The 16,650-nt window shown below is 63.7% G+C and carries 14 protein-coding genes; 8 read left to right on the top strand and 6 right to left on the bottom strand.

Translation table 11 applies throughout. The annotated features are described in order from the left end of the window. Positions 1 to 257: 257 nt before the first annotated feature. From C7441_RS12125 to C7441_RS24055, 3 genes are all read right to left on the bottom strand, one after another. Positions 258 to 1,187, bottom strand: a complete 930-nt coding sequence (locus C7441_RS12125; RefSeq protein WP_109613096.1) for a cation diffusion facilitator family transporter — start codon at positions 1,185 to 1,187, stop codon at positions 258 to 260. A gap of 111 nt (positions 1,188 to 1,298) precedes the next feature. Beyond that, positions 1,299 to 3,488 (bottom strand): anthranilate synthase, encoded by a 2,190-nt coding sequence (locus C7441_RS12130; protein WP_109613097.1) that lies wholly within the window; start codon positions 3,486 to 3,488, stop codon positions 1,299 to 1,301. Positions 3,489 to 3,739: 251 nt separating this feature from the next. Beyond that, positions 3,740 to 4,420, bottom strand: coding sequence for an SH3 domain-containing protein (locus tag C7441_RS24055; protein WP_170125105.1), 681 nt, complete (start codon positions 4,418 to 4,420; stop codon positions 3,740 to 3,742). A 932-nt stretch (positions 4,421 to 5,352) separates the two neighbouring features. On the opposite strand from C7441_RS24055, the gene C7441_RS12140 reads away from it, so the two are divergent. Further along, positions 5,353 to 6,405, top strand: coding sequence for an AbrB family transcriptional regulator (locus C7441_RS12140; protein ID WP_109613099.1), 1,053 nt, complete (start codon positions 5,353 to 5,355; stop codon positions 6,403 to 6,405). Between the two features lie 2 nt (positions 6,406 to 6,407). On the opposite strand, the gene C7441_RS12145 is transcribed toward C7441_RS12140, so the two are convergent. Then, entirely contained in the window at positions 6,408 to 7,067 is a 660-nt protein-coding gene (locus C7441_RS12145; protein ID WP_109613100.1) for a methyltransferase family protein, read from the bottom strand. Positions 7,068 to 7,456: 389 nt separating this feature from the next. Here C7441_RS12145 and leuA point away from each other — a divergent pair, with 389 nt between their 5' ends. From leuA to C7441_RS12165, 4 genes are all read left to right on the top strand, one after another. Next, a complete protein-coding gene (gene leuA / locus C7441_RS12150) occupies positions 7,457 to 9,124 on the top strand; it encodes a 2-isopropylmalate synthase (protein ID WP_170125117.1) in 1,668 nt (555 codons plus the stop codon). Positions 9,125 to 9,362: 238 nt separating this feature from the next. Further along, complete coding sequence (locus C7441_RS12155) at positions 9,363 to 11,042, top strand: tetratricopeptide repeat protein (protein ID WP_109613101.1); 1,680 nt, start codon at positions 9,363 to 9,365, stop codon at positions 11,040 to 11,042. An 11-nt stretch (positions 11,043 to 11,053) separates the two neighbouring features. Then, a complete protein-coding gene (locus C7441_RS12160) occupies positions 11,054 to 11,836 on the top strand; it encodes an alpha/beta fold hydrolase (RefSeq protein ID WP_109613102.1) in 783 nt (260 codons plus the stop codon). 103 nt (positions 11,837 to 11,939) lie between these two features. Beyond that, a complete protein-coding gene (locus C7441_RS12165) occupies positions 11,940 to 12,536 on the top strand; it encodes a hypothetical protein (RefSeq protein ID WP_019173830.1) in 597 nt (198 codons plus the stop codon). Here C7441_RS12165 and C7441_RS12170 read toward each other — a convergent pair whose 3' ends face one another. After that, entirely contained in the window at positions 12,537 to 13,469 is a 933-nt protein-coding gene (locus C7441_RS12170; RefSeq protein ID WP_109613251.1) for a metallophosphoesterase family protein, read from the bottom strand. It abuts the gene before it with no gap. Positions 13,470 to 13,522: 53 nt separating this feature from the next. Here C7441_RS12170 and C7441_RS12175 point away from each other — a divergent pair, with 53 nt between their 5' ends. Continuing rightward, the gene (locus C7441_RS12175; protein ID WP_109613103.1) at positions 13,523 to 14,014 is read left to right on the top strand and encodes an NUDIX domain-containing protein; all 492 of its coding nucleotides are present in this window, start codon (positions 13,523 to 13,525) and stop codon (positions 14,012 to 14,014) included. On the opposite strand, the gene C7441_RS12180 is transcribed toward C7441_RS12175, so the two are convergent. Then, positions 14,005 to 15,003, bottom strand: coding sequence for a glutathione S-transferase family protein (locus C7441_RS12180; protein ID WP_109613104.1), 999 nt, complete (start codon positions 15,001 to 15,003; stop codon positions 14,005 to 14,007). The genes C7441_RS12175 and C7441_RS12180 overlap by 10 nt on opposite strands. Positions 15,004 to 15,284: 281 nt before the next feature. Between C7441_RS12180 and C7441_RS12185 the strand changes: the two genes are divergently transcribed. Together C7441_RS12185 and C7441_RS12190 are read left to right on the top strand one after the other, a co-directional pair. Further along, positions 15,285 to 15,845 (top strand): GNAT family N-acetyltransferase, encoded by a 561-nt coding sequence (locus C7441_RS12185; protein WP_109613105.1) that lies wholly within the window; start codon positions 15,285 to 15,287, stop codon positions 15,843 to 15,845. 25 nt (positions 15,846 to 15,870) lie between these two features. After that, a complete protein-coding gene (locus C7441_RS12190) occupies positions 15,871 to 16,632 on the top strand; it encodes a 3-hydroxyacyl-CoA dehydrogenase (RefSeq protein ID WP_109613106.1) in 762 nt (253 codons plus the stop codon). The last annotated feature ends 18 nt before the right edge of the window (positions 16,633 to 16,650 follow it).

Here is a 16,650-nt window from a genome sequence, read left to right on the forward strand (position 1 = left end):
GGACTGCCGAAGGTCCCATCATCCGAAAAGATCTTCCTCAACCAACACGGACAGATCGAAGGACTGTTCTGACGAATCCGCCGCTACGCGGCGCAGCAAACCAGACACGGCCCGGCGCATCGCGCCGGGCCGTTTGCATTCATACGTTCGACAGGACTCCATCTATCTGCTTGAGCGTGATCTTTCCCGAAAACCGGCCCACGTTTCGGGATCATGCTCAAAGCACGCGGGTATCCATCAGGATGCCCTGCCGCACCTTATGCGAACGGCACCGCCGGCGTTCCCTTCGGCAGCTTGGCCTCGTCGTCCGGCTCGACATGGATCGTCACGCGCACCGAAGGGATTTCCGCCTTCAGCGCATCCTCGATGCGGTCGCAGATGACATGGCTGTCGCCCACGCTCATCTTGGCATCCACCACCAGATGGAACTCGATGAACACGGCGCGGCCGGCGATGCGCGTCTTGAGGTCGTGCACCTCCAGCGCGCCCTTTGAATTGGCGGAAATGACGTCGCGTATGCGCAGCGTCTCCTCATGGTCCACCGCGACATCCATCAGCCCCTGCAGGGAGGCGCCGATGACATGCCAGCCCTGCCACAGAATGTTGAGCGCGACGATCACCGCAAGCGCTGGATCGAGGAAGCGCCAGCCCGTGACCACCGCCGCCACCAGGCCGATGATGACACCGACGGAAGTGACCACATCGGTCATGATGTGCTGCCCGTCGGCCAGCAGCGCGGGCGAGCGCTGCCGCCGGCCGGTGCGGATGAGCAGCAGCGCCCAGAACGCATTGATCCCGGCGGCGGCGGCATTGATGGCGAGGCCGAGCCAGGGCTGCTCCAGCGAACGTGGCGTCTGCCATGCGAGCCACACCTCGCGCAGGATGAGAAGGGCTGCCAGCACGATCAGCACGCCTTCCAGCACAGCGGAAAAATATTCGGCCTTGTGATGGCCGTAAGGATGCTCCTGGTCGGCCGGCTTGTGGCTGACGCGGATCGCCCATAGTGCCGCTGTCGAGGCAATGACATTAACCACCGATTCCAGCGCATCCGAATAGAGCGCCACCGAGCCGGTAAGCTGGTAGGCGAGATATTTCAGCGCCATGACGCCGAAGGCGATCACGATTGACCATGCGGCCAGTCGCTCGATCTTCTGCTTGGAGGTCAGGGTGCGGTTCGCGTCTGTCATATCCTCAGGCCTGCCATGGTCCCAAATAGATCGAGGCACGGCCCTGCGTGAACAGGGCCATGCCTCAATAAGTCAATTCCCAGAGCGGGTCGACCCCGCGGGGGTAAACCCTTAAGCCGCCTTTTCCCGTGCCTTGCGGGGAAGATGCGCCACGACATTCTCGATCATGCGCATACCGGCATTCTGGCCAAGCGTCATAATCGATTCGGGATGGAACTGCACTGCGGCAACCGGCTCCTTGCTGTGCTCGAAGGCCATGATGACGCCGTCATCCGTCTCCGCCGTGACCACGAAATCGCGCGGCAGACTGGCCGGATCGGCGAAGATCGAGTGATAACGCCCGACCGTCACCTCATTCGGCAGGCCGGAGAATATCACGCCGGGTTTCGAGACGCGGATGCGTGAGGGCTTGCCGTGCATTGGCACATGAAGCTGGCGCAACTCGCCGCCATAGGCTTCGGCCAGCGCCTGCAAGCCGAGGCAGACGCCGAACACCGGCAGATCCCGCGCGCGCGCCTTCTTGATGGTGGCTGCCGTATCGAAATCCTTCGGCAAACCGGGTCCGGGCGAAAGCACAACGAGGTCGGGCTTCAACTCGTCGAACAGTTCGTCCGGCACCGGCGCGCGCACGGTCGAGACATCCGCGCCGGTCTGGCGAAAATAGTTCGCCAGCGTGTGGACGAAGGAGTCTTCGTGGTCCACCAGCAATATCTTCACCCCGTCGCCGACGCGCGCCGACTGGCGCTCCGTCGAAGGGGCGTTGCCGGCCTTGGCGTCACGGATTGCGGAGAGCATGGCGGATGCCTTCAGTTCGGTTTCGGCTTCTTCTTCTTCCGGGATGGAATCGAACAGCAGTGTAGCACCGGCTCGCACCTCGGCGATCCCGTCCTTTATGCGGATGGTGCGCAGCGTCAACCCGGTGTTGAGATCGCCATTGAAATGCACCATGCCGATGGCCCCGCCATACCACGCACGCGGGCTCTTCTCGTTCTTCTCGATGAAGCGCATGGCCCACAGCTTGGGCGCACCGGTGACGGTGACGGCCCAGGCATGGGACAGGAAGGCATCGAAAGCATCCATGCCTTCACGCAAACGCCCCTCGATGTGATCGACGGTGTGGATGAGCCGCGAATACATCTCGATCTGGCGACGGCCGATGACGCGCACCGAGCCCGGCTCGCACACCCGGCTTTTGTCGTTGCGGTCGACGTCTGAGCACATGGTGAGCTCGGACTCGTCCTTCTTGGAGTTGAGCAGCTTGATGATCTGCTCGGCATCGGCGATGGCGTCATCGCCGCGCTTGATGGTGCCGGAGATCGGGCAGGTCTCGACCCGGCGGCCCACGACCCGCACGAACATTTCAGGCGAAGCGCCCACCAGATACTCGCCCTCGCCCAGATTGATGAAGAAGGAATAGGGCGACGGGTTGATCTTCTTCAGCCGCCGGCAAATTTCCGATGGAGCCGTCTCGCAGCGCTCATAGAACATCTGGCCCGGCACCACCTCGAACAGATCGCCGCGCTGGAAGCTTTCCTTGGCCTTCTCGACGATTTTGGCATATTCGCCCGGCTCATGGTCGCCACGCGGCGGGATGCGGTCGGAAGGACGGAAGGGCTCGATGTCGCCGTAGCGCGGCAGTCCCTCCGTGGAAAAGCCCTCCCCGGCATAGTCATAGCGGTCATGCCAGGCTTTCGCCGCATGGTGATCGACGACGAGAATTTCGTCGGGCAGATAAAGCACCAGGTCGCGCTGGCTTTGCGCACGCTTCAGCGTCTGTTCGATCGGATCGAACTGGAAAGCGAGATCGTAGCCGAAAGCGCCGTAAAGACCGAGATTGCTGTCATGCTCGCTACGGAAAATGCCGGTTATGGCGCGCAGGACCGTGAAGACCGAAGGGGCCCTGCTGCGCTCTTCCTCGGTGAAGACGCGGCCCGGCTTTGCCACGTCGAGCGTTATCAGGCGCTTGGTCTCGCCGGTGACTCTGACTTCCTTGAGCGCCTTCACCGCCGGGGCTATCACGGTGAGCAATGCCTCGCCGCGCGCATTCAGCGCTTCGACGCGCATGGCGCGGCCGCGCGCGCTGATCGCCACCGGCGGGTCGATAATGGCCGTGTCCCAACGGGTGTAGCGGCCGGGATATTCGTAATTGGAGGAAAAGACCGCGCCGCGCCGCGAGTTCAGCCCATCGATATAGGCCTCGATCGCGCTGCCATAAACGGCATCGTGACGTTGGCGGATAACTGCTACGCCGCCAGCGGTGACGTAGCGTTCCGAACCATCTTCAAGCGTTTCGACCGACATTCCCGTTTCCTTCCTCTTGTCGGCAGGTGGACCGGGAAAGCCCTAAAACGAAAAATGGCCGCCCGGATTTCTCCTGCGGCCACCAAAGTTTTAACGCGCACGCGCTCTCGAGGCCGCTTTTAGCAGGCCCACCACCATTGCGTCGTGTGCGAAATCATCATCATGCACTTTTCATAGCTGCGAATGGGAAACGGAGCAAGAGGGGAAATGGCGTTGCGGCCATGCGGGCTTCCCCTCCTGCCTCCGGCAAATCAGCGCTGCACGAAGCGTTTGTAGATGAAGCCTTCCTGGCCCTTGTATGAAACCTTGCACCAGGCCTTGCAGCCCAGCACATCCACAGGGGCACGTGCCGGAAGCACCGCGATCACTTTGGCATCGTTGCTTTCCTTGGCGCGCATCTTCACGGCCACGGTCGTCACGGCAGATGAACCGTTTCCGCCATCGGCCGCGACCGGCTGTGCAGCAGCAGGTTCAGCCGGTTGCTCATCGGCCAGCACATTTTGCGCATCCGCTGGCTTGATCGGCACGATGCCGCTCGTCGTCGCGCTGTCCGTTCCGTCGTTTTGTGCCAATTCCTGTCGGGGCGCGGATGCGTTTTCCTGCTGATCCGCCTGTGCGGACGTGGCCTGGTCGTTGCGTGCCCAGCGCGCATCGCCGGTTTCGAGCGTCTGCATGGAAGCAACCGCCGCCGGCGCGGAGGCCTGCGGTTGCAACAGCGCGGCTGCGGCATTTGCCGGAACCGCGGAAGCATCATGAGTAACGACCACACTCGCCGGAATGGCGGCTGTCGGTTCCTTCGCGGGCGCGGCAGGTTGCGGGGCCAGTGCTTGCTGGTCAGTCGCCTGAGAAGCAGGCGCTGCGACTGTCTCCGCCGCAGCGGCTTGCACCACCGGTTTTTCAACGTCGCGCGGGGCGTCGAGGAAAAGCGTCATGCCGACCGTTGCCGCACCGAGAACCGCGACGACCGCCGCACCCGCAACGCCTACGGCCCAGCGGCGCGGCGTGCTGATGCCCGCAAGCCTGGTGGCCTGCCGGGCAAGTGAAGCATAAATCCCGACCGCCTTTTCGACGATCGACGATTCGGTGGCCGCCGGCTCTTCAGCAGGCACTCCACGGGCATTCCAGTCGTAGCGGCGCTGATGTGCGGTGACGCCGTCATTGGCAGGCCGATGCGGCGCTACCGGCCGGGATGGCGAAGACTGAGCCGCCTCCTGCGCCGGCGCGGCCGGCAGCGCGGCGGCCGGCGGCATCCGTGCCGGCTTCAGGGCCGCGGGCGGCACACTCTGGTTGGCGGGCGCAGGCAGCGGGCGATTGAACCCTGCGGAAAGTGGCCGTTCCGGCATCAGTGGGTGAGAAGGTCCGGGAGCGGACTGAGGGGCGGGAAGCGAAACGCTGCGCCAGAGTTCTTGCTCCAGCGCAGGGGCATCGTTGGGGGCATCGGCAAGTCTGGAAGCTGTCACGGGTTTACTCCACGCATGGGTTTGCCTGGAACAATCGAACGCTTAGAGACTCGTCTTCGCCGGAATTCCACGCTGCGAAACACGGTGCGCCCGGCCGATCCGGCAAGGTCCCCCGCACCAATGTAGGGCGTACTTTCAGCAGCAATTGTGGCCTTACTACGCCCGGTTTCTGGCCCCATGAAGGAATTATCGGGCTTTCAGGCCTGTTTATCGCGTCCAGATAGCCGGATCGGATAATCTTTCGCGTCAAACGCGTGACCATGGCCGGCACCATCCAGCCGCGCCGCCGTTCGCGATGTGGAAGGAATCGCGTAAGGGAGGGAAGGGGCGGGACTTGCCGCCCTTGCCGGCGAAAGCACGGAGCATCGATGCAAGCCCCACAGCAACCCACCGCCCCGGAACCGATGTCCCGTCTGACGCCCGGCCTGCAATGGGGCATCATCCTGCTGGTATCCGTCCTCTTTGCAAGCCTGCTCGAATTGGCCGACCTTCCCGCAGCCCTGCTGATCGGTCCGATGGTCGCTGGCATCCTCTGCGGGATCAACGGTGCGACGGTGCGCCTGCCGCGCCCCATCTTTTTCTCGGCGCAGGCGGTCATCGGCTGTCTCGTGGCGTCCTCCATCGAGTTCGCAATCTTCGTCTCCTTCGCGCATGACTGGCCGCTTTTCCTGGGTGCGGTGATCGCCACGCTGGTGGCTTCCAGCTTTCTCGGCTGGCTCATCAGCCGGTGGAAGGTGTTGCCCGGCACCACGGCCGTCTGGGGCACGGCGCCCGGCGCATCCACCGCCATGGTGCTGATGGCGGGCGCTTTCGGCGCGGATGCGCGCCTCGTCGCCTTCATGCAATATCTGCGCGTCATCTTCGTGTCGGTCATGGCCGCTCTGATCGCCCGGCTCTGGGTCGATACCTCGGGCGTCGAACTGCCGCCGGTGCCGTGGTTTCCGGCAATCCAATGGCAGTCGTTCCTGTCCACGATCGGCATTGCCGCCATCGGGGCGTTTGCGGGCAAATGGCTGCGCCTGCCCTCGCCTTTCTTCCTTGGCAGCATGATCCTGGGCGTCGCGCTGCATCTCGGCGGCTTCGTCACGTTCCAGTTGCCGCAATGGCTGCTCGCCATCAGCTATGCCGTCATCGGCTGGACGATCGGGCTGAATTTCACGCGCGGCATCCTCATCCACGCGACCCGCGCGCTGCCGCAGATCATCCTGTCCATCCTTGCGCTGATAGCCTTTTGCGGCGGGCTTGCCTGGATGCTCAACCATTATCTCGGCATCGATCCGCTGACGGCATATCTGGCGACCAGTCCCGGCGGCATGGATTCGGTGGCGATCATCGCCGCCGCCTCCGACAATGTGAACATATCCTTCGTGATGGCCTTGCAGACCGCGCGCTTCCTGTTCGTGCTGATCTTCGGCCCCTCGGTCGCACGGCTGGTGGCAAGGCTGGTAAGGGAGTGAACCTAATAAATCCCCGGCAGCAACCGCCATGTGCGGGCCCGATAGGCATCGTATTGCGCGCCGAACTGGGATCGCAGCAGCGTTTCCTCGGAGCGGATGCGGGCAATCAGCGGCGGCACGAGCAGCGCCGTAAGAATCAGGCCCACACCGGAGCGGAACGCCAGCGACCACCCGACCGAATTGATGAGCAGGCCCAGATAGCTCGGATTGCGAATAAGGCCGTAGATGCCGGTCGTCACCAGCTTGTGGTCGCGCTGGATCGCCACCAGCCCGCTGAAACGACGGCCCAATACGAAAACCGGCCACAATCTCAACGCGCCGCCGGCGGCAAACAACGCCACGCCCAGCCAGCGCACGCCCTCACCGCCGAATGTCCAGAAATCGATGCGGTCGGCATAGGCCGGCAGATAGCCCATGAGCAGGCCAAGCACGCCAAAGACGCCGAGCACCCAGCGGTTGGACCGGTCTTCGCGCTCGCCGGAACTGATATTGCCTTCGGTAAACAGCGCCGCCACGCCGAGCGCGATGAGCACGGCGGCGGTCGCGGCAAGTTGCGGATGCGCGAAGAAGGCGGCAACCCCGCCGCGTCCGAAAATCGCAAGAGCGAGATAGGCGAGCGTGCCGGCGACACTGAGGACGGCCATTTTGAGCGTAAGCTTCATCTGCGTCGGTCCCTGCCCGTCGCAGGATATGCCTCGAAACCGGTCGCGTCCAATGCCCCTTGCGCCGGTCCCGCGCGTGTTATATGAAACGGCCCATGTCAAAGCGTTCCAACAAGCACGCCTCCCGCCCGGCCATCATCGCCGGCGAGACCGTTCGCGCGCTTTCGGCTACGCTTCTTCTTCTCGGCCTTATCGGCGATCGCCGGGCTCGTTGAAGGAGCGTCCGGCGGTCGGATTTGCCGCCAGGCATGCGCTCCTTTGCTCTTCACAACCGAACTGAAATTCTGGTTTAAGACCGCCTGACGATGTGCCTTGCGCATGGCGGCAAAGAGAACGAGACCGAGATGAACAAGATGACCCCCGAACCCGCTGTATCGAGTCGCCGCGGCATGCCGACAGCCGGCACCAAATACGAGCCCTATCCGAAAATCGACCTGCCGGACCGTACCTGGCCCTCCCGGACGATCGAGAAGGCGCCGATCTGGTGTTCCGTCGACCTGCGCGACGGCAATCAGGCGCTGGTCGATCCGATGGGGCACGACCGCAAGGTGCGCATGTTCAAATTGTTGCTCGACATGGGCTTCAAGGAGATCGAAATCGGCTTCCCGTCGGCCTCGCAGACCGATTTCGACTTCGCCCGCTGGTGCGTCGAGGAAGGCAACGTGCCCGAGGACGTATCCTTGCAGGTGCTGGTCCAGTGCCGGCCCGAGCTGATCACCCGCACCTTCGAGGCTCTCGAAGGCGCGCATCGGCCGATCATCCATTTCTACAATTCCACGAGCGAGTTGCAGCGCCGCGTCGTCTTTGCCAAGGATGTCGCCGGCATCAAGCAGATCGCCACCGATGCCGCGAAGATGATCACCGACATGGCGGCCAAGGCCGGCGGCGGCTACCGCTTCCAGTATTCGCCGGAGAGCTTCACCGGCACGGAGCTGGAAGTGGCGCTGGAGATCTGCAACGCGGTCACCGAGATCGTGAAGCCTACGCCGGAAAACAAGCTGATCGTCAACCTGCCCTCCACTGTCGAGATGGCGACGCCCAACACCTATGCCGACCGCATCGAGTGGATGATCCGCCATCTGGACAACCGCGAAAACCTCATCGTCTCGTTGCATCCGCACAATGACCGCGGCACGGGCGTGGCCGCCACCGAACTGGCGCTGATGGCCGGCGCGGATCGCGTCGAAGGCACGCTGTTCGGCAATGGCGAGCGCACGGGCAATGTCGACATCGTCAATCTGGCGCTCAACATGTACACGCAGGGCGTCGATCCCGAGCTGGATTGCTCCGACATCAACAGGATGAAGGACGTCTACGAATATTCCAACCAGCTCAAGATTCCCGAACGTCATCCTTATGTCGGCGAACTGGTATACACTGCCTTCTCCGGCTCGCATCAGGACGCGATCAACAAGGGCATGAAGGCCATCAAGGTGGCCAACAAGCCGTTGTGGGAAGTGCCCTACCTGCCGATCGATCCGCAGGACGTTGGTCGCTCCTACGAGGCGATCATCCGCATCAACTCGCAGTCGGGCAAGGGTGGGATCGCCTATGTGCTGCAGGCCGACTACGGCCTCAACCTGCCCCGCAGCCTGCAGGTGGAGTTCAGCCAGGACATCCAGTCCATCACCGATTCGGAAGGCAGGGAAGTACCTTCCAGGCGTATCTATGAACGCTTCATCGAGCGCTATGTGGAACAGCCCGGCGCGCGGCTGAAATTCGTCGATCACCACACCTATCCCGACACCGCCGCCAGCAAAGGCCAGCGGGTGGTGGAGGCGACCATCATCGACAACGGCCAGGAAATCCACATTACCGGCAATGGCAACGGCCCTGTGGACGGTTTCGTGGACGCGCTGTCGCGCCATATCGGCGTGCCGCTCTCGGTGCTCGACTATTCCGAGCACTCGATCCAGCGCGGCTCCAATGCCGCGGCTATCTGCTACATGGAGATCGAACATCCCGGCGGCCGCATCTCCGGCGTCGGCGTCAACACCAACATCGTGGCGGCTTCGCTGGAAGCTGTCGTCTCGGCAGCCAATTCGATCATCGGCTGACGCGAGGTTGTTAACCATAATCGGCCCAGCCAGTGTTTTTTCGGGCTGGGCCGATTGACGATGGGGTTTGCATTCTTGTGCCGCGCCAGCGGCGCGCTATGATCGGGCAACATTCTGGCGCCGCTCTCGAAAGGTCCGACGCTTGCCACATGACAGCCCTGCTGCCCCCGCAGTGCGCGCAACGCTGGAGAAGCTACTAGCAAGCGAGACCTTCGCACGGTCTGAGCGAGCGCGCGAATTGTTGCGCTATCTCGTGGAGCAGGAACTGGCCGGACAGGCGGATCGCCTGAAGGGGTTCGCCATCGCGGTGGACGTGTTCGGCCGCGATGCCGATTTCGATTCCGCGTCCGACGCCGTCGTGCGTGTGCAGGCGGGGCGTTTGCGCGATCTGCTGGCGCAATATTTCGCCACCGAAGGGGTCGGCGAGCCGATCCGCATCACGATTCCACGCGGCAGCTACGTACCGGCCTATGAGGCCGTCAGCGAGGTTCGCGACGATCCCGCGCCCCCGGGCGAGGAGCCGCTGCTCGCTCAACAACCGCCGGAGCATGATCCGGCCGCGGCCGAGCCCGACAAAGCCCCCGCGAGCGCCCTGCCCCTGGCCACTGAAGTCCGGGTGATGCAGCATCTGCGCTTCTTCTGGGCAGCGATGATCCTTGTCATCGCCATGCTGGGCTTCGTCATCTTCCGCATCCTGACACCCGCACCCGTGAGCGAGCAAATTGCCCACACCGATGGCGTATCGCTCGCGCCGACCGCAAGCATCGCGCTTTCGCCGATGCTGGAAGCTTTGCCGCCGGTCTATGTGAAGACGCATTCCGACAGTGCTCAGGTTGCCGGCATCGCCGCGGTGCTGCGCACCGGGCTGACCGGTTTCGACACGATCGACCTGATAGCGCGCGAGCCGGCCGGGGAGCTTGAGGCCGAAGGTCCCGTCAATCCGATCCAGTTCGTCTTCGACGTTTCGTCGGGGGTCACGGCCGGTTCGGTGACCATCAACCTCATCAACAGCGCCAGCGGCAAGGTGCTGGTGTCGCGCGTGCTGGGCCCCGATGACCTCGATTCCGCAAAGCTGGACGACCGCATCGCCGACCTGCTCAGTTCCACCATTCCGGTCTCGGGCGCCATCTATGGATTCATCGAGCGGCAGGGACTGGGTTCCGGCCTCGTCCGCTGCCTGATCCTCAACGATCGCTACTATCTCGATCCGGTCAACGAGAAGCACGAAATGGCCTATCGCTGCTTTGCCGATCTGGCCGAGCGTGGCGGCAAATCTCCCTTGATCTACGGCGAGCTCGCCGCGCTCCACCTGAAGGCGATCACCGACCGCCTGTCCTATCCGCCGCAGCCGAGCGCGGAGGAGGCGCTGGCGCTGGCGCACCGCGCGGTGCTGATGGGACCGACGAGCCCCTATGCCCACCGGGCCTATGGCTTCCTGAATTCGCGCGTCGGCGACATGACGGAATCGATCCGCTTCATGCGCAAGGCCTATGAATTGAACACCTACGATCTCAGCATGGCCGCCGCCTATGGCTATGCGCTGATCTTTGCCGGCGACTACATGACCGGCGAGCCCATCATGGAACGGGCGGTAGAAGCCTCCAGCGCCCATCCGAACTGGTGGGACTATGCGCTTTTTCTCGCCGAATTCATGATCGGTGATGATGCACGCGCCGCGCGCGCCACCGAAGCCCTGACCTCCACCAAACGCGCGCACTATCTCGCCGCGCGCCTGATCATCGCCAGCAAGAGCGGCAACGCCACGCAGGCAAGCGCCCTGATCGATGAGATCACCCGGGACTATCCGGTTTTCGCGGCCGATCCGCGCAAGGTTTATGACAACGCCAACTATCCCGCCGACCTGGCCGCCAAGCTGGTGAATGCCTTGCGCGCCGCCGGCCTGACGAGCCCGAGTTGAGCGGAGCCGCCATGAACCCGTCGCTTTTCGCATTCGAGCAAGGAACCGGTGGCGAGCCGGTCGTGCTGCTGCACGGCTTCGGGGCCTATCATGGCGTCTGGCGGCCGCTGGCATCGCAACTGGCGGCAACAGGCCACGTGATCGCCTATGACCTGCCCGGCCACGGCCGATCGCTCGACTGGCCTCAGGCGGGCCCGCCCAGAATTGCGGCGCGGGCGATAGTGGCCGACATCGAACGGCGCGGCCTCAAGCGCATGCATCTGGTTGGCCATTCGATGGGTGGGGCCATTGCTGCATTGGTCGCACTCGTCGAGCCGGGATCAATCGCCTCATTGACCCTGCTGGCGCCCGGCGGTTTCGGAGAAGAGATCAACGCGCCTCTGCTCCGGCGCTATGCGGCGGCAACCGCGCCCGACGAGCTTCAGCAGTGCCTTGCGGCCATGTCGGCTCCGGACTTCACGCCGCCTGCCGCAATCGCCGAAGAACTCGCCGCCATGCGCGCGGCGCCGGGCCAGCGCGAAAAGCTGATCGAGATCGCCGCCCTGATCACCCGCGACGGAAGGCAGGGCGTGATCCCGCGCGATCAACTGGCGACACTGGCGATGCCTGTGTCCGTCCTCTGGGGAACGGCCGATCCCGTCCTCCCTTTCACGCAGGTCGAGAATTTGCCTGCCAATATGACGCTTCGGCCGATCGAGGCCGCCGGCCACATGCTGGTCGAGGAAAAGCCCGATGCCGTCGCAGGGTTCATTCTCGAAGCGGTAGCAGCATCACGCAACTCGCCGGCCATTTGAAGCTACGGCTGCACCCCGCCCCGTCTTGTGCGACAGGTGCATTGCCGGTGGCGCTATGTTAAAAACGTCCGTGACCTATCGGTTCAGGATGGAGTGTCCTGCCATGAGCGATGCAGGAGAAAATGCAACGCCGAATGTCCCGCATCGCCTTGCCGACGCGGTTCGCGATGTGAAAAACATTGCAGCCGACCGCGACGACGTGGTGGTCGAACTGCGCGAGGCCAGCCGCATGCGGCTCGATCTGCTGGCGCAGGAACTTGCGCCGGTCTTCGCGGAAGTCCCTGACGACGTGGATATTTTCGACTTCGCGATTTCCTCCGGCCTGCAGCCGCGTCTCTGGATCGATGCGGTAAGCCATGTCGCGCTGGGGCGCGACCGTCGCACCTACCGGTTCCTGCGCGATACGCGCATCGGCCGCGTGGTGCTGGCCGAATCCACCGACCTGAAGCCCGTCGCCGATCAGGTGACGCGTTACATTGCCGAGCGCATCGTGGAGCGCCAGCGGATGATGGAGGGTGGCATCGAGCATTCCTATGCCGGCGCGAAGGACGTGCCCGAAGCGCTCGTCGCCATGCAGCGGCCGCATGCCAATGGCTGGCAGAGCTTCTTCGCCGGCTTCGGCCTGTTTGCGGCTGGCGCGCTGGCAGGCTTCGCGCTTACGCTGGCATGGTTACGCGGCAGCCTGTCGGCATTCTTCTGATCAATGCGGCGACAGCGATACTTGCGCCGAATGCGGGGCAAGCTCGAGTTCCGCAATGCGCGCGGGCAGCACTGCCGCACCCACCAGCCCAAAACGCTCCAGATGAACCCGCCATTGCCCGGCCTCGCCCTCAATTCCAAAGAGGTTGTATTGCGCGGGTGGATTGCGCCCGCCCATCCCCTGCCCGGCGGCGGCGACGCCGACGACCGGAACCGGCTTTTGCGCCGTGCCGATCCAGTAGAGCGAGGGCAGATGCGAATGGCCGTGCAGCACCAGTTCCGCCCCGTGGCGGGCAACGACCTGCTGGAAGCGTCCAATGCCGACGAGCCGCTTGTGCTGCGCCACCGCGCCCTTGACCGGCGGATGATGAATCATCACCACGCGGCAGAGGCCCTTGCCGGCGGCATCGTCCAGCAGCGCGGCCAGCCGCCTTGCCTGTCCGTTGCCGAAGAAGCCGTTTGCCATGAAAGGCGCGGTCGCGCGCGCCGTCGAAATGCCGATCAGCGCCACCCGCCCGCGCACGCGCATATAGGGAAAAGTGTAGCGTCCGACCGGATCGGCCTGTCCGTCACCGGCCATCCACGGTCCCCAGGCGCGGCATATCTTGTCGAAAGCGCCCGGCACATAGGCATCGTGGTTGCCCGGCACGACCGAGACGTCACGCGGATCGCCCAGCGTTTCAAGCCATTGGCGCGCCAGTTCTATCTCGCCGTCCAGCGCAAGGTTGACCAGATCGCCCGTCACCGCCAGATGGTCGGGGCAAGCGCCTTTCAGATCGCCGACGATCGCGTCGATCACCCCGTCATGCAGGAAATGCCGACGGTGGCGCTGCCAATTGACATAGCCCACCACCCGCTTGGAAGCGAGTTCGCGATAGGTTACGGCGGGGAGAGGCCCAAGGTGGACGTCCGAAATATGCGCAAGCCTGAACATGGCTCTCTTGTAGAGCAGGAGATCGCCGCTTTCCACCTGCCCGGAGCGGGCATATGAACGCGGCCTCCCCGTCCCGGCGCACCCTTCTGGCGCGTCTGCGCGCCAGGCTGTTTCACGGTTATTTCCTGTTGAGCCGCCCTATGACGCTTGGCGTGCGCGGCGTGGTTCACGACAAGGAGAGCAATTCCGTCTTTCTCATTCGCCACACCTATGTTCCGGGCTGGCACCTGCCCGGCGGCGGCGTGGAGATCGGTGAGACAATGCTTGAGGCGCTGGCGCGCGAGGTGCGTGAGGAAGGCAATATCGAGCTTGGCGCGCCGCCTCGGTTGCTGTCTGTCCACCTCAACCGGCAGGCCAGCCGCCGCGATCATGTCGCGATATATCTGATAGAAACCTTCCGGCAGGCAGGCCCGAAACTTCCCGACCGGGAAATCGCGGAATCCGGCTTCTTTCCCCTCAACGCGCTGCCGCAGGCAACCACCCCGGCGACGCTGAGACGCATCGCCGAGGCATTCGAAGGCGTACCGCCTTCCCCCTATTGGTGAAGCGGCGCCTTCGGCAGCCTGTCGCGATCATGCGGAGCGTCGTAGTCGAGTTCCGGCCCGACCGGCACGACACGCGTTGGATTGATGGTGGCGTGGCTGGTGTAATAATGGCCCTTGATATTGGCGATGTTCACCGTACCGGCGATGCCCGGCACCTGGTAAAGCTCGCGCAGATAGTTCGACAGGTTCGGATAATCGGCAATGCGGCGCAGATTGCACTTGAAATGCCCGACATAGACCGGGTCGAAGCGCACCAGCGTCGTGAACAGCCGCCAGTCGGCTTCGGTAAGCCGGTCGCCGACCAGATAGCGCTGGCGTGAAAGGCGGTCCTCCAGCGTGTCGAGCGCGCCGAAGACCTCGTTGAACGCCTCCTCATAGGCTGCCTGCGTGGTGGCAAAGCCCGCGCGATAGACGCCGTTGTTGATGGCCGGATAGACCATGTCGTTGACCGCATCGATCTCCTCGCGCAACGCTTCCGGATAGAAATCGAGTTCGGCGTTGCCCCACTCGTCGAAAGCCGAGTTAAGCATGCGGATGATTTCGGAGGATTCGTTGGAGACGATCGTCTGCTCCTTCTTGTCCCACAGTATCGGCACCGTCACCCGGCCGGAATAATGCGGATCGGCCTTGGTGTAGATCTGGTGGAGGTAATCCGAACCATAGAGCGTGTCGCCGGTCGCATCGTCCTCGGTGAGGAACGTCCAGCCGTGATCGCCCATATAGTAGTGGACCACCGAAACGGAGATGATGTCTTCAAGCCCTTTCAGCGCACGGAAAATCAGCGTGCGGTGCGCCCATGGGCAGGCCCAGGACACATAGAGATGATAGCGGCCGGGTTCGGCCTTGAAACCGCGCGTCTTGCCCGGTGCGGGCCGTCCGTCAGGGCTCACCCAGTCGCGCCATTGCGATTGCGAGCGCACGAAGCGGCCGCCCGTCTTCTCGGTGTCGTACCAACGGTCGACCCATTTGCCGTCAACCAGCAGTCCCATGGCAGGCTCCTTCTGTTTCCTGCCTATCTAGGGTCTGCGCGGCGCCGGCGGAAACCCCCGAATGGCTGAACAGTTCGTCACGTCCGGCCGACGGCGTTCAAAAACGGCGATTGCAGCGGCACCAAAATGATGCTAGCGGATCAATCGATGCAAACCGTCTTCGCACATATCCGGTTCGACCGACGACGAATCAGCGACCGCGCCTGAGTAGCGCGGACAGCGACCGCTGCCCCTTTTCATTCGCGCAGCGGATAGTCTTCCTCGACCGGAATGCACAGACGATGACCCTTGCCGTGACCTATCTGCCGGAAGCACCGGCGCATGATCCCGAGATCGACGACATCAATGAAGAAGCCTTCGGGCCAGGCCGGTTCGTACGCGCTGCCTACAAGATTCGTGAAGGCGGGCCGCATGACCGCAACCTGTCCTTCGTGGCCATGCATGACGAGGTCGTCATCGCCTCGGTGCGCATGACCTGGATCGCCGCAGGCAAGGGCCGTGCCCTGCTGCTTGGCCCGCTGGCGGTGCGCCCTGCCTTCAAGAATATGGGCATCGGCCGCAAGCTGGTGGCGATGGCGACAGATGCCGCGCGCCGGGCCGGGGCGCCTGCCGTGCTTCTGGTGGGCGACGAGCCCTACTACGGGCCGCTCGGCTTCAGGAGGATCCCGGCCGGGCAGATGGTCATGCCACGTCCCGTGGATCCCAATCGCTTTCTGGCGGTCGAGCTTCGCGCCGGTGCTGTTGCGGCTCTGATCGGCCACGTCCAGCACGCATGGCAGGTGGATGGCATGCCGGCGGATATACAGACCGGTTGCGCGCATGCCCGCGCCTCCGTAGCATAACCCAAACAGCCACGGAGGTGCGCCCATGAACCCGAAGGAGCAGATTGCAATCGTCACCGGCGGCGGCTCCGGCTTGGGGGAGGCAACGGCGCGCGCGCTCGCCGCGCATGGCGCCAAGGTCGGCTTGCTGGACATCGGTATCGAGCGCGCGCACAAGATCGCCGGCGAGATCGGCGGCCTGGCCGTCAAATGCGACGTGACCAGCGCCGAAAATGCCGAACATGCAATCGCTGAAGTGGTCGACACGCTCGGCACGCCGCGCATTCTGGTCAATTGCGCCGGCATCGCCGTGGGCATGAAAACCATTGGCAAGGATGGACCGCATCCGCTCGACGTTTACCGCACGGTCATCGAGGTCAACCTCATCGGCACGTTCAACATGATCCGCCTGGCCGCCGACCGCATGGCAAAGCTCGAGCCGCTTGCAGGCGGCGAGCGTGGCGTTATCCTCAATACCGCCTCGGTGGCGGCATTCGACGGCCAGATCGGACAGGCGGCCTATTCGGCCTCCAAGGGCGGCGTGGTCGGCATGACGCTTCCCATCGCGCGCGACCTTGCCCGTTCCGGCATCCGCGTGATGACCATCGCCCCCGGCATCTTCAAGACCCCGATGATGGCCGCGATGCCGCAGGACGTGCAGGATTCGCTCGGCGCCTCGGTCCCCTTCCCGCCGCGTCTTGGCGAACCCTCCGAATATGCGGCCCTTGCCCTTCACATCGTGGAGAACCAGATGCTGAACGGCGAGACGATCCGCCTCGACGGCGCGATCCGCATGGCCCCGAAATAGGCTGACCGCCGCTTTACC

It is taken from the genome of Pseudaminobacter salicylatoxidans (genome assembly GCF_003148475.1).
In the GTDB taxonomy this organism is placed as follows: Bacteria; Pseudomonadota; Alphaproteobacteria; order Rhizobiales; family Rhizobiaceae; genus Pseudaminobacter; species Pseudaminobacter salicylatoxidans.

What these genes read in the sequence shown, in the direction of transcription:
- C7441_RS12125 (WP_109613096.1), bottom strand. Translation starts at nt 1,187, where the DNA reads ATGACAGACGCGAACCGCACCCTGACCTCCAAGCAGAAGATCGAGCGA.
- C7441_RS24055 (WP_170125105.1), bottom strand. Translation starts at nt 4,420, where the DNA reads ATGACGCTTTTCCTCGACGCCCCGCGCGACGTTGAAAAACCGGTGGTG.
- C7441_RS12185 (WP_109613105.1), top strand. Translation starts at nt 15,285, where the DNA reads ATGACCCTTGCCGTGACCTATCTGCCGGAAGCACCGGCGCATGATCCC.
- C7441_RS12190 (WP_109613106.1), top strand. Translation starts at nt 15,871, where the DNA reads ATGAACCCGAAGGAGCAGATTGCAATCGTCACCGGCGGCGGCTCCGGC.
- C7441_RS12140 (WP_109613099.1), top strand. Translation starts at nt 5,353, where the DNA reads ATGTCCCGTCTGACGCCCGGCCTGCAATGGGGCATCATCCTGCTGGTA.
- leuA (WP_170125117.1), top strand. Translation starts at nt 7,457, where the DNA reads ATGCCGACAGCCGGCACCAAATACGAGCCCTATCCGAAAATCGACCTG.
- C7441_RS12145 (WP_109613100.1), bottom strand. Translation starts at nt 7,067, where the DNA reads ATGAAGCTTACGCTCAAAATGGCCGTCCTCAGTGTCGCCGGCACGCTC.
- C7441_RS12170 (WP_109613251.1), bottom strand. Translation starts at nt 13,469, where the DNA reads ATGTTCAGGCTTGCGCATATTTCGGACGTCCACCTTGGGCCTCTCCCC.
- C7441_RS12130 (WP_109613097.1), bottom strand. Translation starts at nt 3,488, where the DNA reads ATGTCGGTCGAAACGCTTGAAGATGGTTCGGAACGCTACGTCACCGCT.
- C7441_RS12165 (WP_019173830.1), top strand. Translation starts at nt 11,940, where the DNA reads ATGAGCGATGCAGGAGAAAATGCAACGCCGAATGTCCCGCATCGCCTT.
- C7441_RS12175 (WP_109613103.1), top strand. Translation starts at nt 13,523, where the DNA reads ATGAACGCGGCCTCCCCGTCCCGGCGCACCCTTCTGGCGCGTCTGCGC.
- C7441_RS12180 (WP_109613104.1), bottom strand. Translation starts at nt 15,003, where the DNA reads ATGGGACTGCTGGTTGACGGCAAATGGGTCGACCGTTGGTACGACACC.
- C7441_RS12160 (WP_109613102.1), top strand. Translation starts at nt 11,054, where the DNA reads ATGAACCCGTCGCTTTTCGCATTCGAGCAAGGAACCGGTGGCGAGCCG.